Raw genomic sequence first — 19,457 nt, 5'->3', positions numbered from 1 at the left:
TCGCTGGTGCCTAAGCCTTATCGCCAGAGTTTGTTAGAGCGCTACAGTATGGCGCTCTGCTATGGCAGCCTATTGCTTGGCTTCGCGACTTTTTTGCTCTTGCTCAGTACGTCGAGTGCTTCTGCTGCTGTGCAGCATCGGGGAGATTCCGGTGTTTCGCTTGAGCAGTTGATATCCGGTGTTGAGCTGAATGAACAGTGGCAGTTTCACTTAGGCGACAAGCCAGAATGGTCAGCGCCAGACTTTGATGATTCGACTTGGGAGACTGTGTCGCTGCCACACCGCTGGCGGCGAGATGAGGCTGCGAGCCCAGATACGGCAGTGGGGTGGTATCGGCAGCGTCTGACAATTGAGCTGACAGAGCTTGCTCAGCGGGAGCAAGTGGTCCCGCTGGGTATTCGCCTTGGTAGCATTTACAGTGCTTACGAACTTTATGCTGGCGGAAAGTTTGTCGGTGGAGTCGGAAAGCTACCACCACATTCTGATACCGCCATCGACTTCAACCGGCAAGCGGTGATGGCAATCCCCCTATCAGCGATCTCTGCTGAAGGAGAGTTGGTGCTGGCGCTGCGTGTTTGGGCGGGAGAAACAGCGGCCTTATCTTTTGCTGGTGGTGGGCCCTGGCGAGGCCAATTTGAGCTAGGTAGTTACGGACGCTTGTTGATCTCGGCATTTATGAGCGAGATGCCCAGGCTGCACAGCAGTATGTTCTATATCCTATTTGGGCTCTATCACCTGTATTTGTACTTTCGTAACCGTCAGTTAAAAAGCTTCTTTTGGTTTGGCCTGATTGCTATCGACATCGGTCTATATGGCTTGATGCTAAGTCAGTGGCGCGACTACTTGGGTTGGAGCTTTGTACTGTACCAAAAGTTGGAGTACGGCTCAGTCTACATGATTCCTGCTCTGTCGATACAGCTACTCTGGACATTGCTAGGTCAAAAAATTGGCCCTTGTTTGCGGGCCTATCAGCTGTATTTTGTCGTTGTGGCCCTAGCCCTGTTAATGACACCAGGGCTCAAGTGGCATCTTTTGACCATGGGCCTGTGGCAATTCTCCACCGTGCCGGCAATGGTATTGGCAGGTGCCCTGGTGTTGCGTAAAGCGTGGTTTGGCTATCCAGAGGCGCGCACTGTGGCTTTAAGTGTGTTGATTTTTATCGCGACTTGCCTCAACGATATTGCCGTAGATAACTTTGATTACCACTCAGTTAAGTTATTGCCCTGGGGCTTTCTTGCTGTCTTAGTGTCTATGGCGGTGTCCCTGGGTAATCGTTTAACAGCGACCTTGAACCGCTTAGAGGAAGAGGTGGGGCAGAGGACCGCAGAGCTGAATGAGCTTAATCAACGCCTTTTAGAAAGCAGTTTGCTCGACCCTTTGACCGAAGTATACAACCGTCGCGGATTTGCTATTCAAGTGGAGGCGGAAATTAAGCGACAGTCTCGTAGCGGCCGCCCCTTTAGTATTGTGCTGGCCGATGTGGACCACTTTAAATCGGTCAACGACCGTTTTGGCCATGCGCTAGGCGATTATGTTCTTAGCCATGTGGCAAGCAAGCTGCGTGAGAAAATCCGAGATGTTGATTCTGTGGCGCGTTGGGGTGGCGAAGAGTTTATTCTGCTGTTGCCTGAGACTGACAGCGCCGGTGCAGCGATTCTTGCAGAAAAACTTCGCTCTATCATGGCTGAGTTGCCCTTGGAATTCGAGCAGCAAAGCTTGTCAATCACTATGACCTTCGGCGTTGCTGGCTATTTACCCGGTGAGAGCATGGACAGCTGCATTGCTCGAGCTGACGCCGCTCTCTACCGAGGAAAGGCTGATGGCCGCAACACCGTAAAGATAGCGTCTAGCCAAAGCTCTGGGCGGCCACCGAGCTAGAGCAACCACTAGTGTCGCTGCACGCTATTTTGTTCCCAGCGCAATTTGTACTCGCTGTAACTGATCCCGGTCCAGCGACGGAAGGCGCGATAAAAGCTATTGACCTCTAAATAGCCCAATTCATCTGCTAAACACTTTCCCGGTAGCCAGTTAGATTGCAGGATCTGCTCACAGCGGTATTGTCGTGCTCTGTCCAGAAGAAATTGATAATGCGTATGATTGGCGCGCAGTCTTCGTCTCAGGGTGGTGCCACTCATTCCCAGCTCCTCGGCGACGGATTCCGCACGCAATCGAGCAAGGTCTCCCTGTAGCAAAATTTGTAGCACGCGATCGCTAGTCCGAGAGGAGCCATAATGGCTAATTGCGCTCGGTGGTGAAGGCTGCGCATTGTTTAGCGCAGAGGAAAAAGCAGTATTGATGTCCATAGCCAAACGTCCTTGTTCGGGTTACAGAAAAGGTGATGCTTAAGTACCGCTGCCAGCCTTAGCGGCGGTTAACTTGAAATATAGCAGTTAATATTCTGCTTGCCATGCCAAGAGACAGCGCTGGCCGCTAATGGTGATTTACTGCGCACAGCTGGCAGGCTACAACTCAGACTACGTCAGTAGCCAATCGGATTCTAAGGGCAGGGGGCAATCCATCACCGCAGCAACACTATAAATAATTTCACGCTCGGCCGGACTGAGCTCAGCATCGCAGCCGGCCGCTTTAGTCATCGCTTTGATGACGCGTGGTTTGAGTAAGGGATAGCAGTCGGCAAGCTGGTACACAGCTTTGGAAAATTCTGCAACGCTGCACTTTTCAATGGCTAGCAGCTGTAAGTTTTGCAGCTCAAGCTCGCTAGCGGCTAGATTGAAGGCGGCTGTGGCATTTGCCCCAGACTCTCTCGCCAGTACCGATAATAAGACCTGTAGCGAATGCTTAACTTGAGTCAATTTACGATAGCGGGGTCGGCTGGCTTTGGTGCGTAGAAACTCTGGATCAAGATAGTGCCGCAACAGCTGAAATAGGCACCATTCAAAGAGCTCTGTACGACGGTCAGCCTGAATGCACATTAGCAGTGTGTTTTTAAAGCGACGGTACTGCGCTAATGACATGCTCTTTAGTGCGGGCAGGCAGAGTTCGAGTAATGGCAAGCGCTGACTAGGTCCAAGAGCCGCTACACCGGGGGTCAGCGTGAGCACTAGGGCAGCTAAACCTGCTACTTCCATCGCATCAATATGAGCGAGTTGCTGCTGCTGCACGCTGTGATCGTTACTGATGAGTAGCGCCAAGCACAGGCCCTGAGCACCTAGTGGGTTGTGGCTGTGCTCGATAAAAGCGACTGGCAGTGCAAAACGCTCGGCTGTTTGTTCATCAAGTTGATCCTGTGGGGCTGTATTTTGATCTTGCTCTTCGAACTCCAGGGCGGGTGCTGCTAGATCCTGGTTGGCAGCTAAGACCGCGGCCACAAGCGCGGCTCGGCCCACGCCGACTTCAGCGGCGCCCGGACGGCTGGGTTGCTCTTGGTAGTGCTTCACTTTGCGGCTGATATACTGACCATTCCACTGTGGCTCGAGCTTGCGAATGCGAGCGTCTAATGGCGGGTGGGTGGCAAACACCTGCCACAGCTGGTGTTCGATCTGACCAAAGAAAATATGGGACATTTCTGCGGCGCGGGCAGTGTGCACCAGGGTTCCCGGTAAATAGCCGCCAATGACCTTGAGTGCATCACTAATACCGCTAGCATCGCGGGTGTACTGCACGGCACAGGCATCGGCGAGGAACTCCTTTTGGCGGCTAATAGCGGCCTTGATGAAGCCTGCTGCGAGCCCGCCCAGCCAGCCCAGCAGCCAGAGCGCCAAACCTAAGATGGGCATAGCACCCCGTTTACTGGTATTTTGCTCACTCAGACCGCTGCGTGCACGATGACTTGAGTGCAATAAAATATGGCCAACATCACCGATAAAAGTAATGCCTTTAAGCATCGCTGCCAGGCGAATATTGAGGCGCATATCACCATTGAGGATATGGCTGAATTCGTGTGCGATGACGCCTTGGAGCTCGTGTCGCTTAAGGTGCTCTAGGGTGCCGCGAGTAACAGCGATGACTGCGTCAGCAGGGCTTAGGCCCGCGGCAAAGGCGTTAATACCCCGCTCGCCATTAAGTACATAGACCGGTGGCACCGGCATATTGGCTGCCAATGCCACTTCATCCACCACATTGAGACAGCGCCGCTCTAAGCGGTCGCGTGTCTGGGGCACAATTCGACTGCCTCCCATAGACTCGGCAACCGCCTTGCCGCCACTTGAGAGCTGCATCCATTTTAGCATTACCACTAGGGCGACCGTGCTGGTCACAGCCAAGCCGATAGTGCCAAAACGCTGCCAGGAGAAGTAGGACAGAAAACCGGCCCAGCCACCGCTGCCACCGTTGTAGATATTGTAGTCATCCGCTAGCCAGAGGAAGGCCGCAACAAGCAGGTTGGTTAGCAGTATCAGCAGTAGTACTGCGACTAAAAACAGCAGTGTTAAAAGGCGCGAATTGCGCCTTGCGATATCCTGCTCTTGGAAAAAATCCATCGAGGCTTCGCTCGCTACAAAAGCTAGGTTAGCTAGAAACTGACTTTAGGAGCCGCTTGAATTTGCGCGGAATCGTCGAACTCTAAGAGCTCGGCATTATCTGGGTGACCGAACTTGCTGGCAAAAAACACTGGTGGAAAACTCTGGCGGTAGTTGTTGTAAGCCATAACTGAATCGTTGTAGCCCTGCCGCGCAAAAGCCACCCGGTTTTCCGTATTGATCAGTTCTTCAGATAGCTGCTGCATATTCTCACTAGCCTTGAGCTCAGGGTAGGCCTCCATAGTTACATTCAGCTTCCCTAGCGCAGCCTGCAGTGTGTTTTCGGCGCCGGCGAGTTGCTGCATGGCATCACCACCAATAGTGCCGTCGCTAATCCCCTTGAGAATAGTGGCGGCATCATTGCGAGCGCTGGTCACGGCATCGAGGGTCTCGCGCTCGTGGGTCATGTAAGCGCGAGCAGTTTCCACTAAGCTGGGGATGAGATCGTAACGACGCTTGAGTTGAACCTCGATCTGGGAAAAAGCATTGAGATAGCGGTTCTTCAGTGTCACTAGTCGGTTGTAGATACTAATGACATAAATCACTAGGCCCAATAATACCAGCCAGAAGAGAATGCTAGACAGTTCCATTATGCCGCTCCGGATAGATGAGAGTTTGAGTGTAGCCGAGTCAGCTCTTGGGACAAAGTGCCTCAATCGCGCAAAGTGGCCATTGGTGGGTGCGCGATAGCTAGTCGCCCGTTACACTTGGGCATATTGCCCTTGTCACTTGAATGTTTTGAAGGAGAATTGTCATGCGCACTGCACTCGCCTTGAGCGCGCTGCTATTTTTAGCGGCTTGTGAATCCGTCTACTACTCGGCTGCCGAGCAGGTCGGTATCCATAAGCGAGATATTTTGGTCGATCGCGTGGAGCAGTCCCGGGACGCTCAGGAGGATGCCCAAGAGCAATTCCAGTCAGCTTTAGAGCAGTTTCAGACAGTGGTGGCTTTTGATGGTGGTGACCTAGAGGATGTTTACCACAAGCTTAATGATGAGTACGAAGATTCTGTGAAGGCTGCCGCAGAGGTCAGCGACCGGATTAAATCAGTCGATTCGGTAGCAAAGGCGCTGTTTAAAGAGTGGAAAAATGAGATTGATGAGTATCAGAACGCTAACTTCAAGGCGACTAGCCAGGCTAAGCTGCGCGAAACCCGCCGCCGCTATGACGCTATGATTGCCAGTATGCGCCAAGCGGAGTCCCGCATGGACCCGGTGTTGGCTGCACTTAAAGATAACGTGTTGTTTTTAAAACATAATCTAAATGCTCGAGCAGTGGCCTCACTGAAGACAGAGTTTCGAGGTATTGAGCAGGATGTGGCGGCTCTAATAGCCGATATGCGTAAATCCATTGCTGCCTCAAACGCCTTTATCGACAGTATGCAAAACCCAGCAGAGGGTTAATGAGAGCTAGCTCTAGCGATGCGCTTGGCAGCGGCAGTGCTGCGGCTACTCTGGCGAGCAGCGACTGTTTTGGCCTTACTGTTGGGGGCTGTAGGCTTGGTCTTGCCTGGTTTGCCCACGGTCCCTTTTCTCTTGCTCGCGGCCTGGTGCGGAGGTCGCGGCTGGCCGGCGATAGAAGTCTGGCTGCTTAAACACCCCCGCTATGGCGAGACGATTCGTCGCTGGCGTGAGCGGCGGGCCATTCCCCGAAATGCTAAGTGGGCTGCCACTGGAATGATGCTGCTCAGTAGCTCGATCATAGTGAGCTCAGCGCTTGATGATTGGCTGCGCTTTGGCCTGCCAGTACTGCTTCTGTGCGTGGCCCTTTGGCTATGGCGCTGCCCTGATCACTGAGCCAGTCGATCAGCTCAGCGCTTATCAAGTTGGAAGGGCTAAGTCTTGATTGAGTGCGAGCCGCAGACCTGACGGTTTTTGTTAGTTGGACTTGCGCTAAAGCCCAGTTGAGAAACTGTCAAAAAATATTGACAAGAAGCCCAAAACACTGAAATGTAACCCACCTGATTCTACAGCTGCTCTCAATGTTGCCAGGTGCCTGGTGCTGGTTAGTTGGGGGACGACTATTCTAAAAAAAGGAATGCTGATGTCTTATCGAAACTACCGCTCAGATGCCCGAGAGGGGCTTCGCAAATACGTACTTGTGCCTAGCATACTAACGGCTTTGGCCTATCCCAGCTTAGCTTTAGCGCAGGGCTCTGGGAAGTTGGAAGAGGTGGTGGTGTCCGCCCGTAAGATCCAGGAGGGTTTGCAGGACACGCCAATAGCGGTCAGTGCTTATTCGAACCAAACACTGCGTGAAATGGGCCTAGAGGCATTGACCTCCATTTCCACCTCTACGCCCAACCTTCAACTACAGAGGAACGCCGGCGGTGACAGCAGTTTAACTGCCTGTATGCGCGGCTTGTGTCGCTCTGACGATATCATCACAGAGGAACCCATGGTGGGGACCTACATTGATGGTTTCTATATTTCGCGCATGCAGGGCGCGTTTTTTGACCTGCTGGATGTCCAGCAAATTGAAGTCTTGCGTGGACCGCAGGGTACGTTATTTGGTAAGAATACCGCCGGTGGCGCAATCAATATCACCACGGTACGACCCAGCGGTGAGCTCGGCGGTTATGTCGAGGGAACACTCGGTAGTGACTCTTTAAAAGGTGCCAAGTTTAGCCTTGATATGCCGATGTCTGATCATTTGGCGGGGCGTATTAGCTATGGTCAGCAAAAGCGTGACGGCCTGATTAAAAACACCACCTTCTCTGACTTGAACGACAAAGATTACCAAACTGCCCGTATCGCCTTGGCAGCTGACTTTAATAGTCGCTTTACAGCGGATTACACCTTTGATTGGTTTGATGCCAAACAAACCCCCAATGGCTGGCAGCCAACACTGATTGAGGAAGGCCTCGAAGTGGTGTTTCCTGGTATTGCGAGCACTAGCGCCGCCGACCTGGAGCGCAGGGTTTCAACACCAGAAGATGTTTATGATAACTCCCGGCAATTGTTTAACGGGCTGACGCTAGCCTATGAAGTGGGCGACACCGCAGTGGTGGATGACTTGACGATCAAGTCATTGACCGGGTACCGCCGCTCAAAACTGAGCAGTTTTCGCACCATGGTGCCCTACTACTTTATTTCTGGGCCACTGGAGCAGACTTATGATTTCTTTACTCAGGAATTCCAGTTTTTGGGTACCGCGCTCGATGAGCGCCTGAGCATAGTTTCCGGTCTTTTCTTTAGTAAAGACGATGGCGAATATCAGCTAAAACAGCAGTTCGGAAGTTCTGTGCCCAACACTGTGCTTAACTTAGACACCGAAACAGAAACCTGGGCGGTCTATGCTGAGCTGTCTTACCACCTGAACGATCGCTGGAAAGCGTCGCTGGGTGCTCGCTATACAGAAGAGGAGAAAGAGGTAAATTCCTCAATATTCTTCCCCTCCACTGGGGGTACTTTACCAGTAAGTGCCTTGGCACCGAGCAATGAATTCGATACGGACAATTTCTCACCACGGCTCACGGTCAGCTATCAGCCGACAGATTTTACTATGCTGTATGCGACCTACTCGGTAGGTTTTAAAAGTGGTGGTCTAAATGGTCGTGCTACGCAGGTGCCAGACTTTTCTGTATATGATGATGCAGAAATCACTAGCTATGAAGTCGGTGTAAAGTCAGATTTGTTTGATGACCGTTTGCGCCTAAACATGGCGGTGTTTTACCAGGAGGTTGATGACTGGCAAGTACAAGTAAACAGTATCGACCGGGAAACCTTCACCTTTCTAAGTCGGATTGAAAATGCGGCTGCTGCAACCATGACCGGAGCGGAGTTGGAGGCGACTTTCGTGGTCAGCGACTCTTTCCAGATTAATGGCAGCTTAGGCTGGATTGATCCTGAGTACGACACTTACCTCAGCCAAGACTTTACAACGCTAGAGTTTGTCGATGTCGCCGATCAGTATAACTTTCAGTTCTCGCCAGAATGGACCGGACACATCACTGCGCGCTATGAAAAACACTTCGAAAAGCTAGGTAACTTGGTAGCCCGAGTCGATTGGTCTTATGTGGGTGATCAGCACTTTATTGTGTCCCCTTCGCCCTTGATTGATGGAGATAGTTACACTTTAGTAGATGCTCGCTTGGAGCTGCGTGAACTGTGGGGCTCTAACTTTGCGCTCGCTTTGTGGGGTAAAAACATTGGCGATGAGGAATACCGCAGCGGTGGTTTTGATGTGCCGACCTTCGGCATCAATCCGCCAGATGGCTTATATGCCAATAGCTGGGGCAATACCCGTACTTGGGGCTTAGATTTACGCTACGACTTCTGATAGCTCTGAGCTAGAGTCCCACGGTCTAGGATGGACCTGCCAGCGGCCCCTCTGTGTTTTACGTCATGGGCCGCAGTTTCAAATGGCCGCTGTTAAGCGGCCCCTCCCAAACCCTTCGAAACAGCGCCTCTTCTGGTTTATAAATACCAAGATAAACCCCACTGCTTAATTTAAAGTCTCTTGTTTGATACAAGCTCTGGCTTATGCTTGGCATAAAATATGACAAACTGTAGAAACACTAATAAAAAGGATGCCGAGATGAGCTCGAGTGACAACAAGGCACTGATTGAACAATATTTTGAGGTGATTCAGGGCCGCGACAGCAGTCGTGACTTGCCTGATTTCTTCACTGACGACGTCACTTGGCGCGTGCCGCGATCGAACCCACAGATTACCCCCAATCCGCGTGTGGGACATGCGGCGGTAATGGATCTGCTGCACAGCGGGGTCAGTGTTTACGAGGCCGGTAGTATGAGCTTGGATCTACAGCCTCTGATCGTAGCCGAGCAGCAGGTGGTAGCTCAATTCACCATGCGTGCCCGGCTCGCTAATGGCGCAGCTTATATTAACGAATATTGTTTTGTCTTTGCCCTGCGCGATGGCCGTATCTGCGCAGTGACGGAGTACCTCGACAGCCTAGCCCAATCCACTCAGGGCACTTGGGAGAAATAATGTCGTACAGTTGTACTTTAATGATGCGCTGTTACTGGCTTAGCAGGGTGCAACTCCAAAGCTCATAGACTATATGCTATCCTGTCGCTACGTATAATAACGCAAAGGGGGTTAGTCTTGGCTTTTCATAGATTGCTTCACTGTACTGTCGCTGTGGTATTAGCGATTTTTGCTGCTCCAAGCTTTGCCGGTTTTTCCGGAAGCTATGCACCTAGTAACTGGTCTACCACTTTGACCGGTACGCCGCCCGGCGGAGGGGGTGCCGCGGTAGATACCTCGGGGGCGCCCAATCAGATAGTATTAATAGGGGGCGACGATGATTGTGATGACGACTGCGAACTGCAGTATACGACCTCAGTAGCAGCTACTGGCACCTTAAGTTTTAACTGGTCTTATAGCACCACAGATGTGGATGGGCCGGAGTATGATGTTTTTATTATACTCCACGATGGGAGTCGCGAGCAGCTCAGTGATGATGCTGGCCCGGCTACGCAGTCTGGCAGTAAATCACTGAACGTTAGCGCAGGGGATACCTTTGGTTTTGCGCTCAACTGCGAGGATTGTATCGAGGGTGCAGCAGAGGTCACCATTTCAGCCTTTAATGCACCAGAGCCGGCTGTTGCTACTGAAGCGACCGCTGTGCCGACATTACCACTTTGGGGGCTTGCATTACTGACACTGCTTCTCTTAGTGATTGTTGCAAGTCAGAGGCGCCATCTGAAATACTGACAGGATTAGGTGGGCCGGCGTGCTACAGCGTGCAATTCGCCTCCGTAGTACGCCGGGCCATTTAAGCGCTTATTAATAAATTCACCCAGACACAGACCGGACTCCGATACTTAGCTGCAGCAAATAGTCACGATCCGAGTTATTAAAAGATGTGTTGTGCTCCCAGTTTCCAATTTAACTCCTCTCACCTTAGTTCTCTTGTAATAAGATCTAGGCTATGCCGAGTGGGCTAAGCTTCTGATAGAGCGTTGTTGAAATCTCTGGCTGAGAGCCGAGCTCGACTAATACAGCTGCATTTTTTGCCTAAGATAGTGCTATCTTTAGCCGCAATAGCCACATTTGTCGGAGAGTCCGATGCCTCAATCTTTAGTCCGCTTATTCACTGGTCTTATCGTTTTGTTTACAGCGCTACAGGCGACAGCCAGTCCCACTGAACTAGAGCAATGGCAGGATTGGGTTTTGGAGCGGCACCAAGAGCATACCTGTCCTTGGGTACTGGACAATAACCCTGCGCGGGTTTGTATCTGGCCTGCTCATCTGGCACTCGAGCTACGCTCCCAGGGGCTGGACTTTAGTTACCGTGTAGAGGTGTTTCAGGATCAAGCCTTAGTGCCACTACCCGGGAGCACAGAGGCTTGGCCGCTACGTGTGACAGCTAATGCTAAGCCAGCCGCTGTGCTCGATCGAGGCGGTGCTCCCCATGTGCTATTAGATGCCGGTGTGCATGAGCTTCAAGGGCAGTTCCAGTGGCAACGCAGGCCATCGAGTCTTGCCGTACCGGAGAGTATTGCACTGGTGAGCATGACAGAAAACGGACGAGCTACCAGCCTAGAGCGCCGCTCAGGGCAAATTGTTCTTGGCAGCGATAGTACAAGGAGCGACCCAGTAAAGCAGAGTAACTCTTTGTCTATCGAGGTGTTTCGTAAGCTGAGTGACGGCGTTCCTATGACTATGGAAACGCGTCTGATATTAACGGTAAGTGGAGAGCCTCGAGAAGTGCAAGTAGGGCAGCTAGTGTGGCCCAGCATGGAATTAATGGCACTTCAGTCTCCCTTGCCGGCCCGGGTAGAAGACAATGGCGACTTGCGTGTCCAACTCACAGCGGGCCGCCACACACTGGTTTTCCACACGCGCTTTAGTGCTGCTGTGGAACAGCTCTCCATGAATCGCGTGCAGGAAGCCTGGCCGCAGCATGAGTATTTGAGCTTTGCCAGCGACAGCGATTTGCGGCAGCTAAAGTTATCTGGTGCGCCGGGCATCGACACTTCACAAGTCCCCGTTCCGAATGAATGGAAGGACTTGCCTACTTGGCGCCTTGACGCCAAGACTAGCTTGCAGCTTGTTACTGAGTATCGTGGCGAGCAGTCGCCAGCGGCTAATGATATTGCAGTCAATCGTAAGCTCTGGCTCGATTTTGATGGCAGAGCGCTCACCGGTCTGGAGTTGCTTAGCGGTTCCATGCGCCGCGACTGGCGGCTTGATGCCTGGCCTGATACCCAACTTGGCAGCGCTCAGGTATCTGGCCGACCCGTATTAGTCACTCGCCATAAACAGGCGCAGGGGGTAGAAATACGCAGCCCCAATATTAACTTACAGGCGGTCACTCGCATTGATAATCCGCAGCGCTTTTCGGTAAGCGGTTGGGACAGTCGGGTTGACCGGTTTAGCGCGACACTGCACATACCGCCCGGTTGGCGGGTCCTGCACGCTTCGGGTGTTGACGGCATCGAAGGCAGCTGGATAAGCGAGTGGGATTTATGGGATATATTTTTGCTGCTTATTATAGTGGCGGCCACGCGCAAGTTGTTGGGTGTTAAGGTGGCCGTCTTGGCCCTGCTGGCCCTGCTGCTTGGCCGTCACGAAGCAGGTATGCCCAGCTACTTGCTCGCTCTATTGCTGCTGTTGCTGCCACTGTCTGCAGTAGCAGGGGGGCGCATCAGGCGCGGAGTGACTGTGGCGGTAGTGCTCACTTGTGCGGCCTTGTTGTTGTCACTGTTGGCCTTCGCCATTAGTAACTTCCGCTTAGCAATATACCCCTCGCTCGAGCAGCGAGCAGTCGATGTCTACCAAACTGGACCCAACAATGAGCTAGTGTTGCCAAGTCCGGTGGGTGCCGCCGCTGATATGATGGAAAGTCAGTCTATCACTGGCCAGGTAATGGCGCAGAAGGGTAAGCGCGCGGCAGTTCAAGCGGCGCCACAAGTACAGCGCGATGCTTATCAGTTGGGTGACAACGACCGTGTACAAACAGGGCCGGGGGTTCCCAAATGGCATTGGAATACTCTGCACTTAAGCGCTAGTAGTCCGGTGCCAGAAGGCGCTGAATTGTCATTTATTTACAGTCCGCCCTGGCTGACACGGCTGTGGCGGATATTAAACGTACTGTTGACGCTGGCCTATGCCGGTTTATTGGCCTCTGCGGTGCTGGGAAACTTGCGACGGAGTCCCTCGGATCCAGCAGCTAAAGAGCAGGGTGGACTCAGTAGTGCCTCAGCTTCCGCATCAAGCCCAGTGGCTTTGTTGCTCACTTGTGGCTTGCTACTTGGCGCTTCGCCCAATTTCAGTCAGGCTCAGGATTTTCCGCCAGACTACTTGCTCACTGAGCTTGAAGCGCGACTGCTGCAGCCACCACTGTGTTCGCCACATTGCATCTCTTTGGACCAGGGCTTGATCACTACCACCGAAGAAACGATGACGATCAGTTTCAAAGCCTACGCTGCGGCAGATGTTTTGCTGCGCCTACCTACGCCTCGTCAAGGCTGGCGTGTGTCAGAGATTCAGCTTGATGGTCAGCGAGATGTCGCTGCGCGACTGCATCAAGGTGAACTGTCCATACTGCTTACTAAAGGCCATCACACCATTACTATTGTGGGAGCACTGCAAGGTGAGATCGCCAGCGTTAACTTGCCGCTGCCAATTCACAATATCGAGGCCAGGGGGCAACACTGGCAGCTGAGTGGCCTAGTTGATGGGCGGGTGCCTTCTGGCACGCTGTCGCTGCGGGCTATGTCCGCAGTGCGTCAGGAAGCGAGCACAGTGCTTAGCCCAGACCCTGTAAAACCATTTTTTAGAGTCCACAGGGAATTTGATATTGGCTTGCAGTGGCGTCTGGTGACCCGGGTGACGCGGCTTGCGCCCAGTACAGGGCCGGTAGCAGTAGAGGTGCCCTTACTGGAGTTTGAGCGATTGCTCTCTGAGCATATTGGGGTCAAAGATCGGCGCGCCCTGTTGCAGTTCAGTGAGCGCCAGCGTGAGATTAGTTGGGAATCCAGTATCAAGCCGCAAGATAGCTTGGAGTTAGTGGCTGCAGCTGGCAGCCATTATGTCGAAACTTGGCGTTTACGGCCTGCTGCACTGTGGCGAGTGGACTACGAGGGTATAGCAGCTACTCGCGGAGCCGCAGGTGCAGGTAGCTTGCAGCCGGAGTGGAAGCCTTGGCCCGGTGAGTCGCTGAAACTTAGCTTCTATCGGCCGGAGGGTATTGCGGGACCGACTTATACCGTAGAGGAGGCAAGCCTAGATTATCAGCCAGGCGGCGCAATCCGTAAAAGCCTTCTTACACTGAAGATAAAAGCCAGTATAGGGCAGGATTATGTCTTTGAGCTGCCAGCTGACGCGCGGGTAACTTCACTCAAGCGTGATGCTAGTGTACTGAACCTGCCTGACAGCCACAGGGTAAGTGTGGCCTTGCAGCCCGGTGAGCAACAGATTGTACTGAGCTTTGAGCAGGATGGCGCTGCTGGCTGGCTAAGTAGCACGCCTAGCCTGACACTGCCCAGTGGCGCGAGCAATATCACCCTGAGCTACAATCTGCCACGGGATCGCTGGCCGCTGTATTTAAGTGGTCCCGATATCGGCCCAGCGATTATGTATTGGGGCGTGTTTTGTGTGATTATGCTCGCAGCGATTGTGCTCAGCATGCTGGATCGGCGGCTGCGCACTGAGTTGCCCGTCAGTTTGCTTGGCTGGCTACTGCTGGGTATTGGTCTATCCACAGTCAACGGCTACGGCGTCTTAGTGCTTGCGGTGTTTTTCTTCGCCTTGGGTTTTCGCCAGCGAGTGGAACCAGAGCTCATGGACCACTTAAAATTTAATTTTATGCAGGTCATCTTAGCGCTGGTTGCATTGCTAAGCTTACTGACACTGATCTCTGCGATCCCCTTAGGTTTGCTATCCAGCCCGCAAATGCTCATCACTGGCAATGACAGTTGGTCACACCTGTACTACTTCTTCCAAGATCGTGCCCCGGCAGATAGCTTTCCTACTGCGACGGTGGTTAGCTTGGATATAATGGTGTATCGGGTGGCTATGCTCATATGGTCCCTGTGGCTGGCCAGTCGACTGCTGGCTTGGGTGGCTTGGGGCTGGAAGGCCTTTGGTCGCAATGGTCTTTGGTTAGCAAAGTGATAAGCTGATTCAATCAGGCTGAGTGAAATATTCGATAGCTTTCTAGGGCAAAAGCACAGTTTATTTTGTGTTGCCGAAAGCTTGACGGGCAGAGCGCGCGCTTAGCAGTAGCAAAGCTATATGCTCTGCCTCAGCCCTTTATTCAAGAGGGCGGACGCTAAATAGCATGCACACTTATTAGGTTCTAAGGCATATCACGTGAAGGCCTGTTTAAGCATTATTTGGTCAGAGCTTAGAGGGCAGCTTATTGCTTCTCACTTCGCTTTGTTGCCGATTGTCTCTTGCCTTGCGCTGGTATTTTTCATTTGCCCTAGCTCAACCTATGCCACCAACCCGGTAACCGAAATTCATTCAGGCGATGTTCCTAAGGGGATGGTCGCGCTTGGCGCTGGCTGGCGTTTTGGGGATAGCCCCTACAGAGGTATCGAGCATGTCGGTAGCAGCTGGCACGGTGGTGCTTATGATTTGATGCCCTTTTATTACTACGAGGGCAAGTGGCTATTTGCTCACGGCAGTACCGCGGGAATACATTTACTGGAGAGAGATAAGTTTAAATTAGATGCAGTGCTCAGTTATCGTTTTGATAGGCTAGAAAGTGAACTCGACAACTTTTTTTACACTGTGCAAGAGCGTGAACAAACCTTAGAAAGTGGTTTAGCAGGAAGTGTTTTTGGCGACTGGGGAGAGTTGAAGTTATCTATACTCGGTGACATGATGAATCATCATAACTCCTACGCACTTGATCTCACTTACCGCTATAAATGGCACAGTGGGAAATGGTCTTTCTCACCTTTCGCTAGCGTCATTTATCATGACAGTGAGCTTAGCAATTACTACTACGGTGTATCAGCAGAAGAAGCGCGGGAAGACTTAGCGCAGTACAAAGCTGGTGATGCTGCCTTTGTACGCTTGGGTATTAATACTTCCTACTCTTGGTCAAAGCGAATGCGGGTATTTGCTAATTTTTCCTTAGACCAGCTCGATAGTACTGTGCGCAATAGCCCATTGGTAGATAGTGATTTTATCCCCCAGGCTATGCTGGGTTTTGCCTACGGTTTTGGGACGACTATTGGCGATGATAAGAACTTTCGAAGGAAGCCCGACTTAGATAAGTGGTGGAGCTGGCGCATCAACTATGGCCAAACTGTAGAGAACTCTTTTATTGCTACACATCAAGGCAACATTCAAAAAAATAAAGATGTCGATACAAGTTTGCTAGGCCTGACCTTAGGCAGACTGATATTAGATGGTGAGCGTGCAGATTTTTGGGCTAAGGTCTCACTTAATAGGCGTTTTGAGCAGGATCATCAGAGCGATTTTTTTGAGATCAACGCTTATGTGATGGCCATGGGTAGCGGCTACTCAGCTTGGTCTAATAAAGAACTATTCCGCTATGGTTTCGGCTTCGGCTTTTCCTACGCAGACTCGGTGCCGATGGTCGAGCAATTAAAGCAGCAAGAGCGCGGCAAGAACAGCTCACACTTTCTCAACTACTTAGAGGCTCAGTTGGATTTTCCACTGCGCAATCTCTTTGGCGATAGTTTTTTAAAAGATTGTTATGCCGGTCTTACCCTTGTACACCGCTCTGGTATTTTTGGGCGCGTGGATATTATAGGCAATGTGGCCGGTGGCTCGGATGTGCTTAGCACTCACTTGGAGTGCAAACGATGAAATATCTGCTGCGCTACTTGTTGCTGAGCGCGCTATTTTTAGTTGCGACAGCTTGTGTCTGGCAGCCAATCACTTATTCAGCAAAGACTGCGGCAGCGGTAGAGAAGGCGGTAGCTGAGTTTCGTGCAGAGCCGTCGCTGGATACTTTTTTTGAAGAGGCTGTGGCTTATGTGATTTTCCCCAGCTCGCTTCGGGCAGGGACCGGCTTTGGTGGTGCACTGGGTTCGGGCTGGCTATTTGAGGGGGACTTGCCAAGTGGCAGGGTTGCTATGTTCGAATTGTTTGCTGGGGCTAACTTGGGGGCTCAGTCATACCGCTCAATACTATTTTTCCGCAGTGACAAGTCGCTAAAAAAATTCAAGAAAGGTCGTTTTGAGTTTAGCGGTCAAGCAAATGCCGCTTTGATGAATAAGGGTGCTGCTATAACGCCATCGTTTAATCAAGACGTGGCAATGTTCACCCAGCTGCGTGGTGGCTTATTGATTGAGGCCAGTGTCGGTACCCAGCGCTACGATTATTTCCCTTTAGGCAAAGGCCGCTATGAGTAAAGCCCAGCGCAGCTTTGTCACTATCAGGGGCTTAGCTGCAAAAGCACTTAAGTACTTACAGCGTCTTGGCTGGGCCTTGAGTGGAGTTATTATCACCGGGCTGTATCTGTACTACTTACAGTCGCAAGCCTTGCCTGATCTTGAATACTGGCACAGCGAAGATATTGCCGAAGAGCTAGTGCCCGAGCTGCAGCATTTCGCAAATGTGGATTTAGCCGCTTACCTCGCTCACGAGAAAAAGCTGTTTAAAAGGCTCGATCAAGTCATCACTGAGCGCTCAGCAGGTCTGCCGCTATGGCACCGTTATAATGAGCAATTTTATGCCGCCCACAGAAAGACTTGGCCGATGGGTAACATGTCCAGTCTGCGTACGCCCGAGGATAGGAGGGGGGCTGCATTGCTGGTGCATGGCCTGTCCGATTCGCCCTACAGTATGCACGCCTTGTCCGATAGTTTATTGGCAGCTGGTTTTCAAACGCTAAATCTGAGGATGCCTGGTCACGGTACCATGCCGGGTGCATTACAGAATGTCGGTTGGCGACAGTTTCGGGCCAGCTATCAACTCGCTGTTCGCGCGCTGGCTAAAGACTTAGCCCCCGAAGAGCCCTTGATTCTTGTCGGTTATTCCAACGGGGCGGCACTTGCGGTTGATTATGCTCTGCGATCGCTGGCCCAGGACAGTGAGCTGCCTCAGGCAGATCTTTTGCTGCTGGTTTCGCCAGCAGTTCAGGCCCCTTCTGTAGCAGCCTATGCTCGCATCCAGCGCTGGGTCTCAGAGTTGCCGGGTATGGAGAAGCTAGGTTGGACTGAGGTATTAGCTGAGTACGATCCCTTCAAGTACAACTCATTCCCAGTCTATACTGCTGAGCAAATACACCAGCTGACCTCGCGCTTGCAAAAAAACCTGAGGCAACTGAGCGCTGCGCAGCGCGAACAGTTTCCAGCACTTATCGCCTTTCAGTCGGTGGTTGACGCCACTATTCCACCCCGCTCTATAGTCCAAGGACTGCTAGATCACTTGGGTAATACACCGGCGGAGTTAGTGCTTTTTGATATTAACCGGGGCAGTGCTATGTTGCCTCTATTGCGAACCACTGAACTGCGGTTGCAGGAAGAGCTACAAGCTCGGCCCGTGTTAAATTTTGAGCTTACGGTGGTAGGCAATGATAGTGACGATCCCAGTCGAGTCTCGATTCGGCGCAAAGCAGCAGGGAGCTCGCAGTGGCAGGAAAGTCCAACAGAGATGCAGTGGCCTAAGAATATCTTCTCACTCTCTCACGTGGCACTGCCTTTTAGCGCTGAAGACCCCACCTATGGGCCAGCGAATAAAGATGGCTTGATGAGTTTGGGCGAGCTGTGGTTTAAAGGAGAGCACGGTGTTTTGGGGGTACCTTTGCGTCTGCTGGCGCGGCAACGATACAACCCATTTTTCCCCTATATGGAGCGCCGTATTATCGAGGCTGCGGAGTCGGCAAGGACTGAAAAGAGTAAAGCGGCCGCTAATTAGCCTTTGGGAGACACCGCAGCCCTCCTATCAGTTAAGCCGATAATGATACAAAGTACACTTGGGTTTCCTTAGATTTTGGCAGTAAAAAACAACAGGCCAGAACAAAAGGCTTGAGGTGCTGTGCTGGAAGTCAGCAATGCGATGATCTAGTATCGATTAAAGCCTATAACTCATTAGAACAAAGTGTGTAAGAAGCACAGCTGGAGGAACCATGCAAAGCATAGCAAGATTTAAGATAAATCTTCGCAAACCCATGCAGGCCCTATTGACCCCCTTTTTTGCCACAGCTATTAGTGCTCTGCCACTAGCTGCCGCGCAAGCCGCCGAAGATGTGATGATTGTCTACGATGCATCTGGCTCTATGTGGGGCCAAATTGACGGTGTTAATAAAATCGTTACAGCCCGGGAGGTAATGGCCGAGCTAGTGCGGAGTTGGCCAGAAGGTACCAACCTCGGCCTGATCGCCTATGGGCACCGCAGTGCTGGCGATTGCAAGGATATTGAAACAATACTGACACCTCAGCAAGTTGATGCTGACTCTTTTATCAACAAAGTTAACGCCATCGAACCCAAGGGCAAGACGCCGATTGCTGACTCCCTTAGCCAGGCTGCCGCTGAGCTCAAGTACCGTGATAACAACGCCACTGTGGTGCTGATCTCCGATGGTCTGGAGTCTTGCCAGGGTGATCCCTGCGCAGTTGCTAAAGAGTTAAATGCGTTAGGGGCGAATTTTACCGCTCACGTTGTGGGCTTTGATTTGGATGAAGAAGGCCAGCAGGCACTCTCCTGTATTGCCGACAACACAGGTGGAATATTCGTGGCAGCCAGCAACGCCAGCGAGTTGCAAGGCGCTTTACGTCAGGTGCAAGCCGAAGTTGAACAAAAACAAGCTGAGCCCGAACCCGAGCCAGATTACGAGCTCGAGATCAGCGCACCCGAGCAGGTCACCACTGGGGCACAATTTAAGGTCAGCTGGAGCGATACAGTATCCAGTGACGATTACTACACGGTTGTTCCTGCCGGTGCCGACGAGGGTAAGACGGGCAACCGAGATGTGGTGCGAGACAAAAGCGAGGGTACGCTCAGAGCGCCTGCAGAACCGGGTATGTATGAAGTGCGCTATGTATTGCGCGAGGGGATGAAGACCTTGGCCAGTGCTCCGCTG

General features: G+C 52.0%; 14 protein-coding genes. 11 read left to right on the top strand and 3 right to left on the bottom strand.

The annotated features are described in order from the left end of the window. Positions 1–6: 6 nt before the first annotated feature. Positions 7–1,878, top strand: coding sequence for a sensor domain-containing diguanylate cyclase (locus H2508_RS15195; protein ID WP_182168479.1), 1,872 nt, complete (start codon positions 7–9; stop codon positions 1,876–1,878). An 8-nt stretch (positions 1,879–1,886) separates the two neighbouring features. Here H2508_RS15195 and H2508_RS00580 read toward each other — a convergent pair whose 3' ends face one another. The 3 genes from H2508_RS00580 to H2508_RS00570 form a co-directional block, all read right to left on the bottom strand. Next, positions 1,887–2,303, bottom strand: coding sequence for a helix-turn-helix domain-containing protein (locus H2508_RS00580; protein ID WP_182168478.1), 417 nt, complete (start codon positions 2,301–2,303; stop codon positions 1,887–1,889). 171 nt (positions 2,304–2,474) lie between these two features. After that, positions 2,475–4,439, bottom strand: a complete 1,965-nt coding sequence (locus tag H2508_RS00575) for a M48 family metalloprotease (RefSeq protein WP_182168477.1) — start codon at positions 4,437–4,439, stop codon at positions 2,475–2,477. A 32-nt stretch (positions 4,440–4,471) separates the two neighbouring features. After that, positions 4,472–5,068 (bottom strand): LemA family protein, encoded by a 597-nt coding sequence (locus H2508_RS00570; RefSeq protein ID WP_182168476.1) that lies wholly within the window; start codon positions 5,066–5,068, stop codon positions 4,472–4,474. A 164-nt stretch (positions 5,069–5,232) separates the two neighbouring features. On the opposite strand from H2508_RS00570, the gene H2508_RS00565 reads away from it, so the two are divergent. The 10 genes from H2508_RS00565 to H2508_RS00520 form a co-directional block, all read left to right on the top strand. Beyond that, on the top strand, positions 5,233–5,880 hold the full coding sequence (locus tag H2508_RS00565) for a DUF2959 domain-containing protein (RefSeq protein ID WP_182168475.1): 648 nt from the start codon (positions 5,233–5,235) through the stop codon (positions 5,878–5,880). 18 nt (positions 5,881–5,898) lie between these two features. Further along, positions 5,899–6,273: a YbaN family protein gene (locus tag H2508_RS00560; protein ID WP_182168474.1), complete on the top strand. Its 375-nt coding sequence runs from the start codon at positions 5,899–5,901 to the stop codon at positions 6,271–6,273. Positions 6,274–6,520: 247 nt separating this feature from the next. Beyond that, the gene (locus H2508_RS00555) at positions 6,521–8,758 is read left to right on the top strand and encodes a TonB-dependent receptor (protein ID WP_182168473.1); all 2,238 of its coding nucleotides are present in this window, start codon (positions 6,521–6,523) and stop codon (positions 8,756–8,758) included. Positions 8,759–9,016: 258 nt separating this feature from the next. Next, positions 9,017–9,430 carry a nuclear transport factor 2 family protein gene (locus H2508_RS00550; RefSeq protein WP_182168472.1) on the top strand — a complete coding sequence of 138 codons (414 nt, stop codon included), beginning with the start codon at positions 9,017–9,019 and terminating at the stop codon, positions 9,428–9,430. Between the two features lie 117 nt (positions 9,431–9,547). Beyond that, positions 9,548–10,159 carry an IPTL-CTERM sorting domain-containing protein gene (locus H2508_RS00545; RefSeq protein WP_182168471.1) on the top strand — a complete coding sequence of 204 codons (612 nt, stop codon included), beginning with the start codon at positions 9,548–9,550 and terminating at the stop codon, positions 10,157–10,159. A 354-nt stretch (positions 10,160–10,513) separates the two neighbouring features. After that, the gene (locus H2508_RS00540) at positions 10,514–14,566 is read left to right on the top strand and encodes a hypothetical protein (RefSeq protein ID WP_182168470.1); all 4,053 of its coding nucleotides are present in this window, start codon (positions 10,514–10,516) and stop codon (positions 14,564–14,566) included. A gap of 198 nt (positions 14,567–14,764) precedes the next feature. Beyond that, complete coding sequence (locus H2508_RS00535) at positions 14,765–16,237, top strand: MipA/OmpV family protein (RefSeq protein WP_182168469.1); 1,473 nt, start codon at positions 14,765–14,767, stop codon at positions 16,235–16,237. Beyond that, the gene (locus tag H2508_RS00530) at positions 16,234–16,785 is read left to right on the top strand and encodes a lipid-binding SYLF domain-containing protein (RefSeq protein ID WP_182168468.1); all 552 of its coding nucleotides are present in this window, start codon (positions 16,234–16,236) and stop codon (positions 16,783–16,785) included. The genes H2508_RS00535 and H2508_RS00530 overlap by 4 nt, the downstream gene beginning before the upstream one ends. After that, positions 16,778–18,292 carry an alpha/beta hydrolase gene (locus H2508_RS00525; protein WP_182168467.1) on the top strand — a complete coding sequence of 505 codons (1,515 nt, stop codon included), beginning with the start codon at positions 16,778–16,780 and terminating at the stop codon, positions 18,290–18,292. Before H2508_RS00530 ends, H2508_RS00525 begins: the two co-directional genes overlap by 8 nt. Before the next feature lie 211 nt (positions 18,293–18,503). Further along, positions 18,504–19,457: vWA domain-containing protein (locus H2508_RS00520; protein WP_182168466.1), on the top strand; the 954-nt coding region annotated here is incomplete at its 3' end.

The sequence above is a fragment of the Sediminihaliea albiluteola genome (genome assembly GCF_014077625.1).
In the GTDB taxonomy this organism is placed as follows: Bacteria; Pseudomonadota; Gammaproteobacteria; order Pseudomonadales; family Halieaceae; genus Sediminihaliea; species Sediminihaliea albiluteola.
This window is presented reverse-complemented; position numbering and strand designations above follow the sequence as displayed.

Bases quoted from the DNA above. Each gene is read 5' to 3' on its own strand.
- H2508_RS00580 (WP_182168478.1), bottom strand. From the start codon at position 2,303: ATGGACATCAATACTGCTTTTTCCTCTGCGCTAAACAATGCGCAGCCT.
- H2508_RS00575 (WP_182168477.1), bottom strand. From the start codon at position 4,439: ATGGATTTTTTCCAAGAGCAGGATATCGCAAGGCGCAATTCGCGCCTT.
- H2508_RS00570 (WP_182168476.1), bottom strand. From the start codon at position 5,068: ATGGAACTGTCTAGCATTCTCTTCTGGCTGGTATTATTGGGCCTAGTG.
- H2508_RS00565 (WP_182168475.1), top strand. From the start codon at position 5,233: ATGCGCACTGCACTCGCCTTGAGCGCGCTGCTATTTTTAGCGGCTTGT.
- H2508_RS00560 (WP_182168474.1), top strand. From the start codon at position 5,899: ATGCGCTTGGCAGCGGCAGTGCTGCGGCTACTCTGGCGAGCAGCGACT.
- H2508_RS00555 (WP_182168473.1), top strand. From the start codon at position 6,521: ATGTCTTATCGAAACTACCGCTCAGATGCCCGAGAGGGGCTTCGCAAA.
- H2508_RS00550 (WP_182168472.1), top strand. From the start codon at position 9,017: ATGAGCTCGAGTGACAACAAGGCACTGATTGAACAATATTTTGAGGTG.
- H2508_RS00540 (WP_182168470.1), top strand. From the start codon at position 10,514: ATGCCTCAATCTTTAGTCCGCTTATTCACTGGTCTTATCGTTTTGTTT.
- H2508_RS00530 (WP_182168468.1), top strand. From the start codon at position 16,234: ATGAAATATCTGCTGCGCTACTTGTTGCTGAGCGCGCTATTTTTAGTT.
- H2508_RS00525 (WP_182168467.1), top strand. From the start codon at position 16,778: ATGAGTAAAGCCCAGCGCAGCTTTGTCACTATCAGGGGCTTAGCTGCA.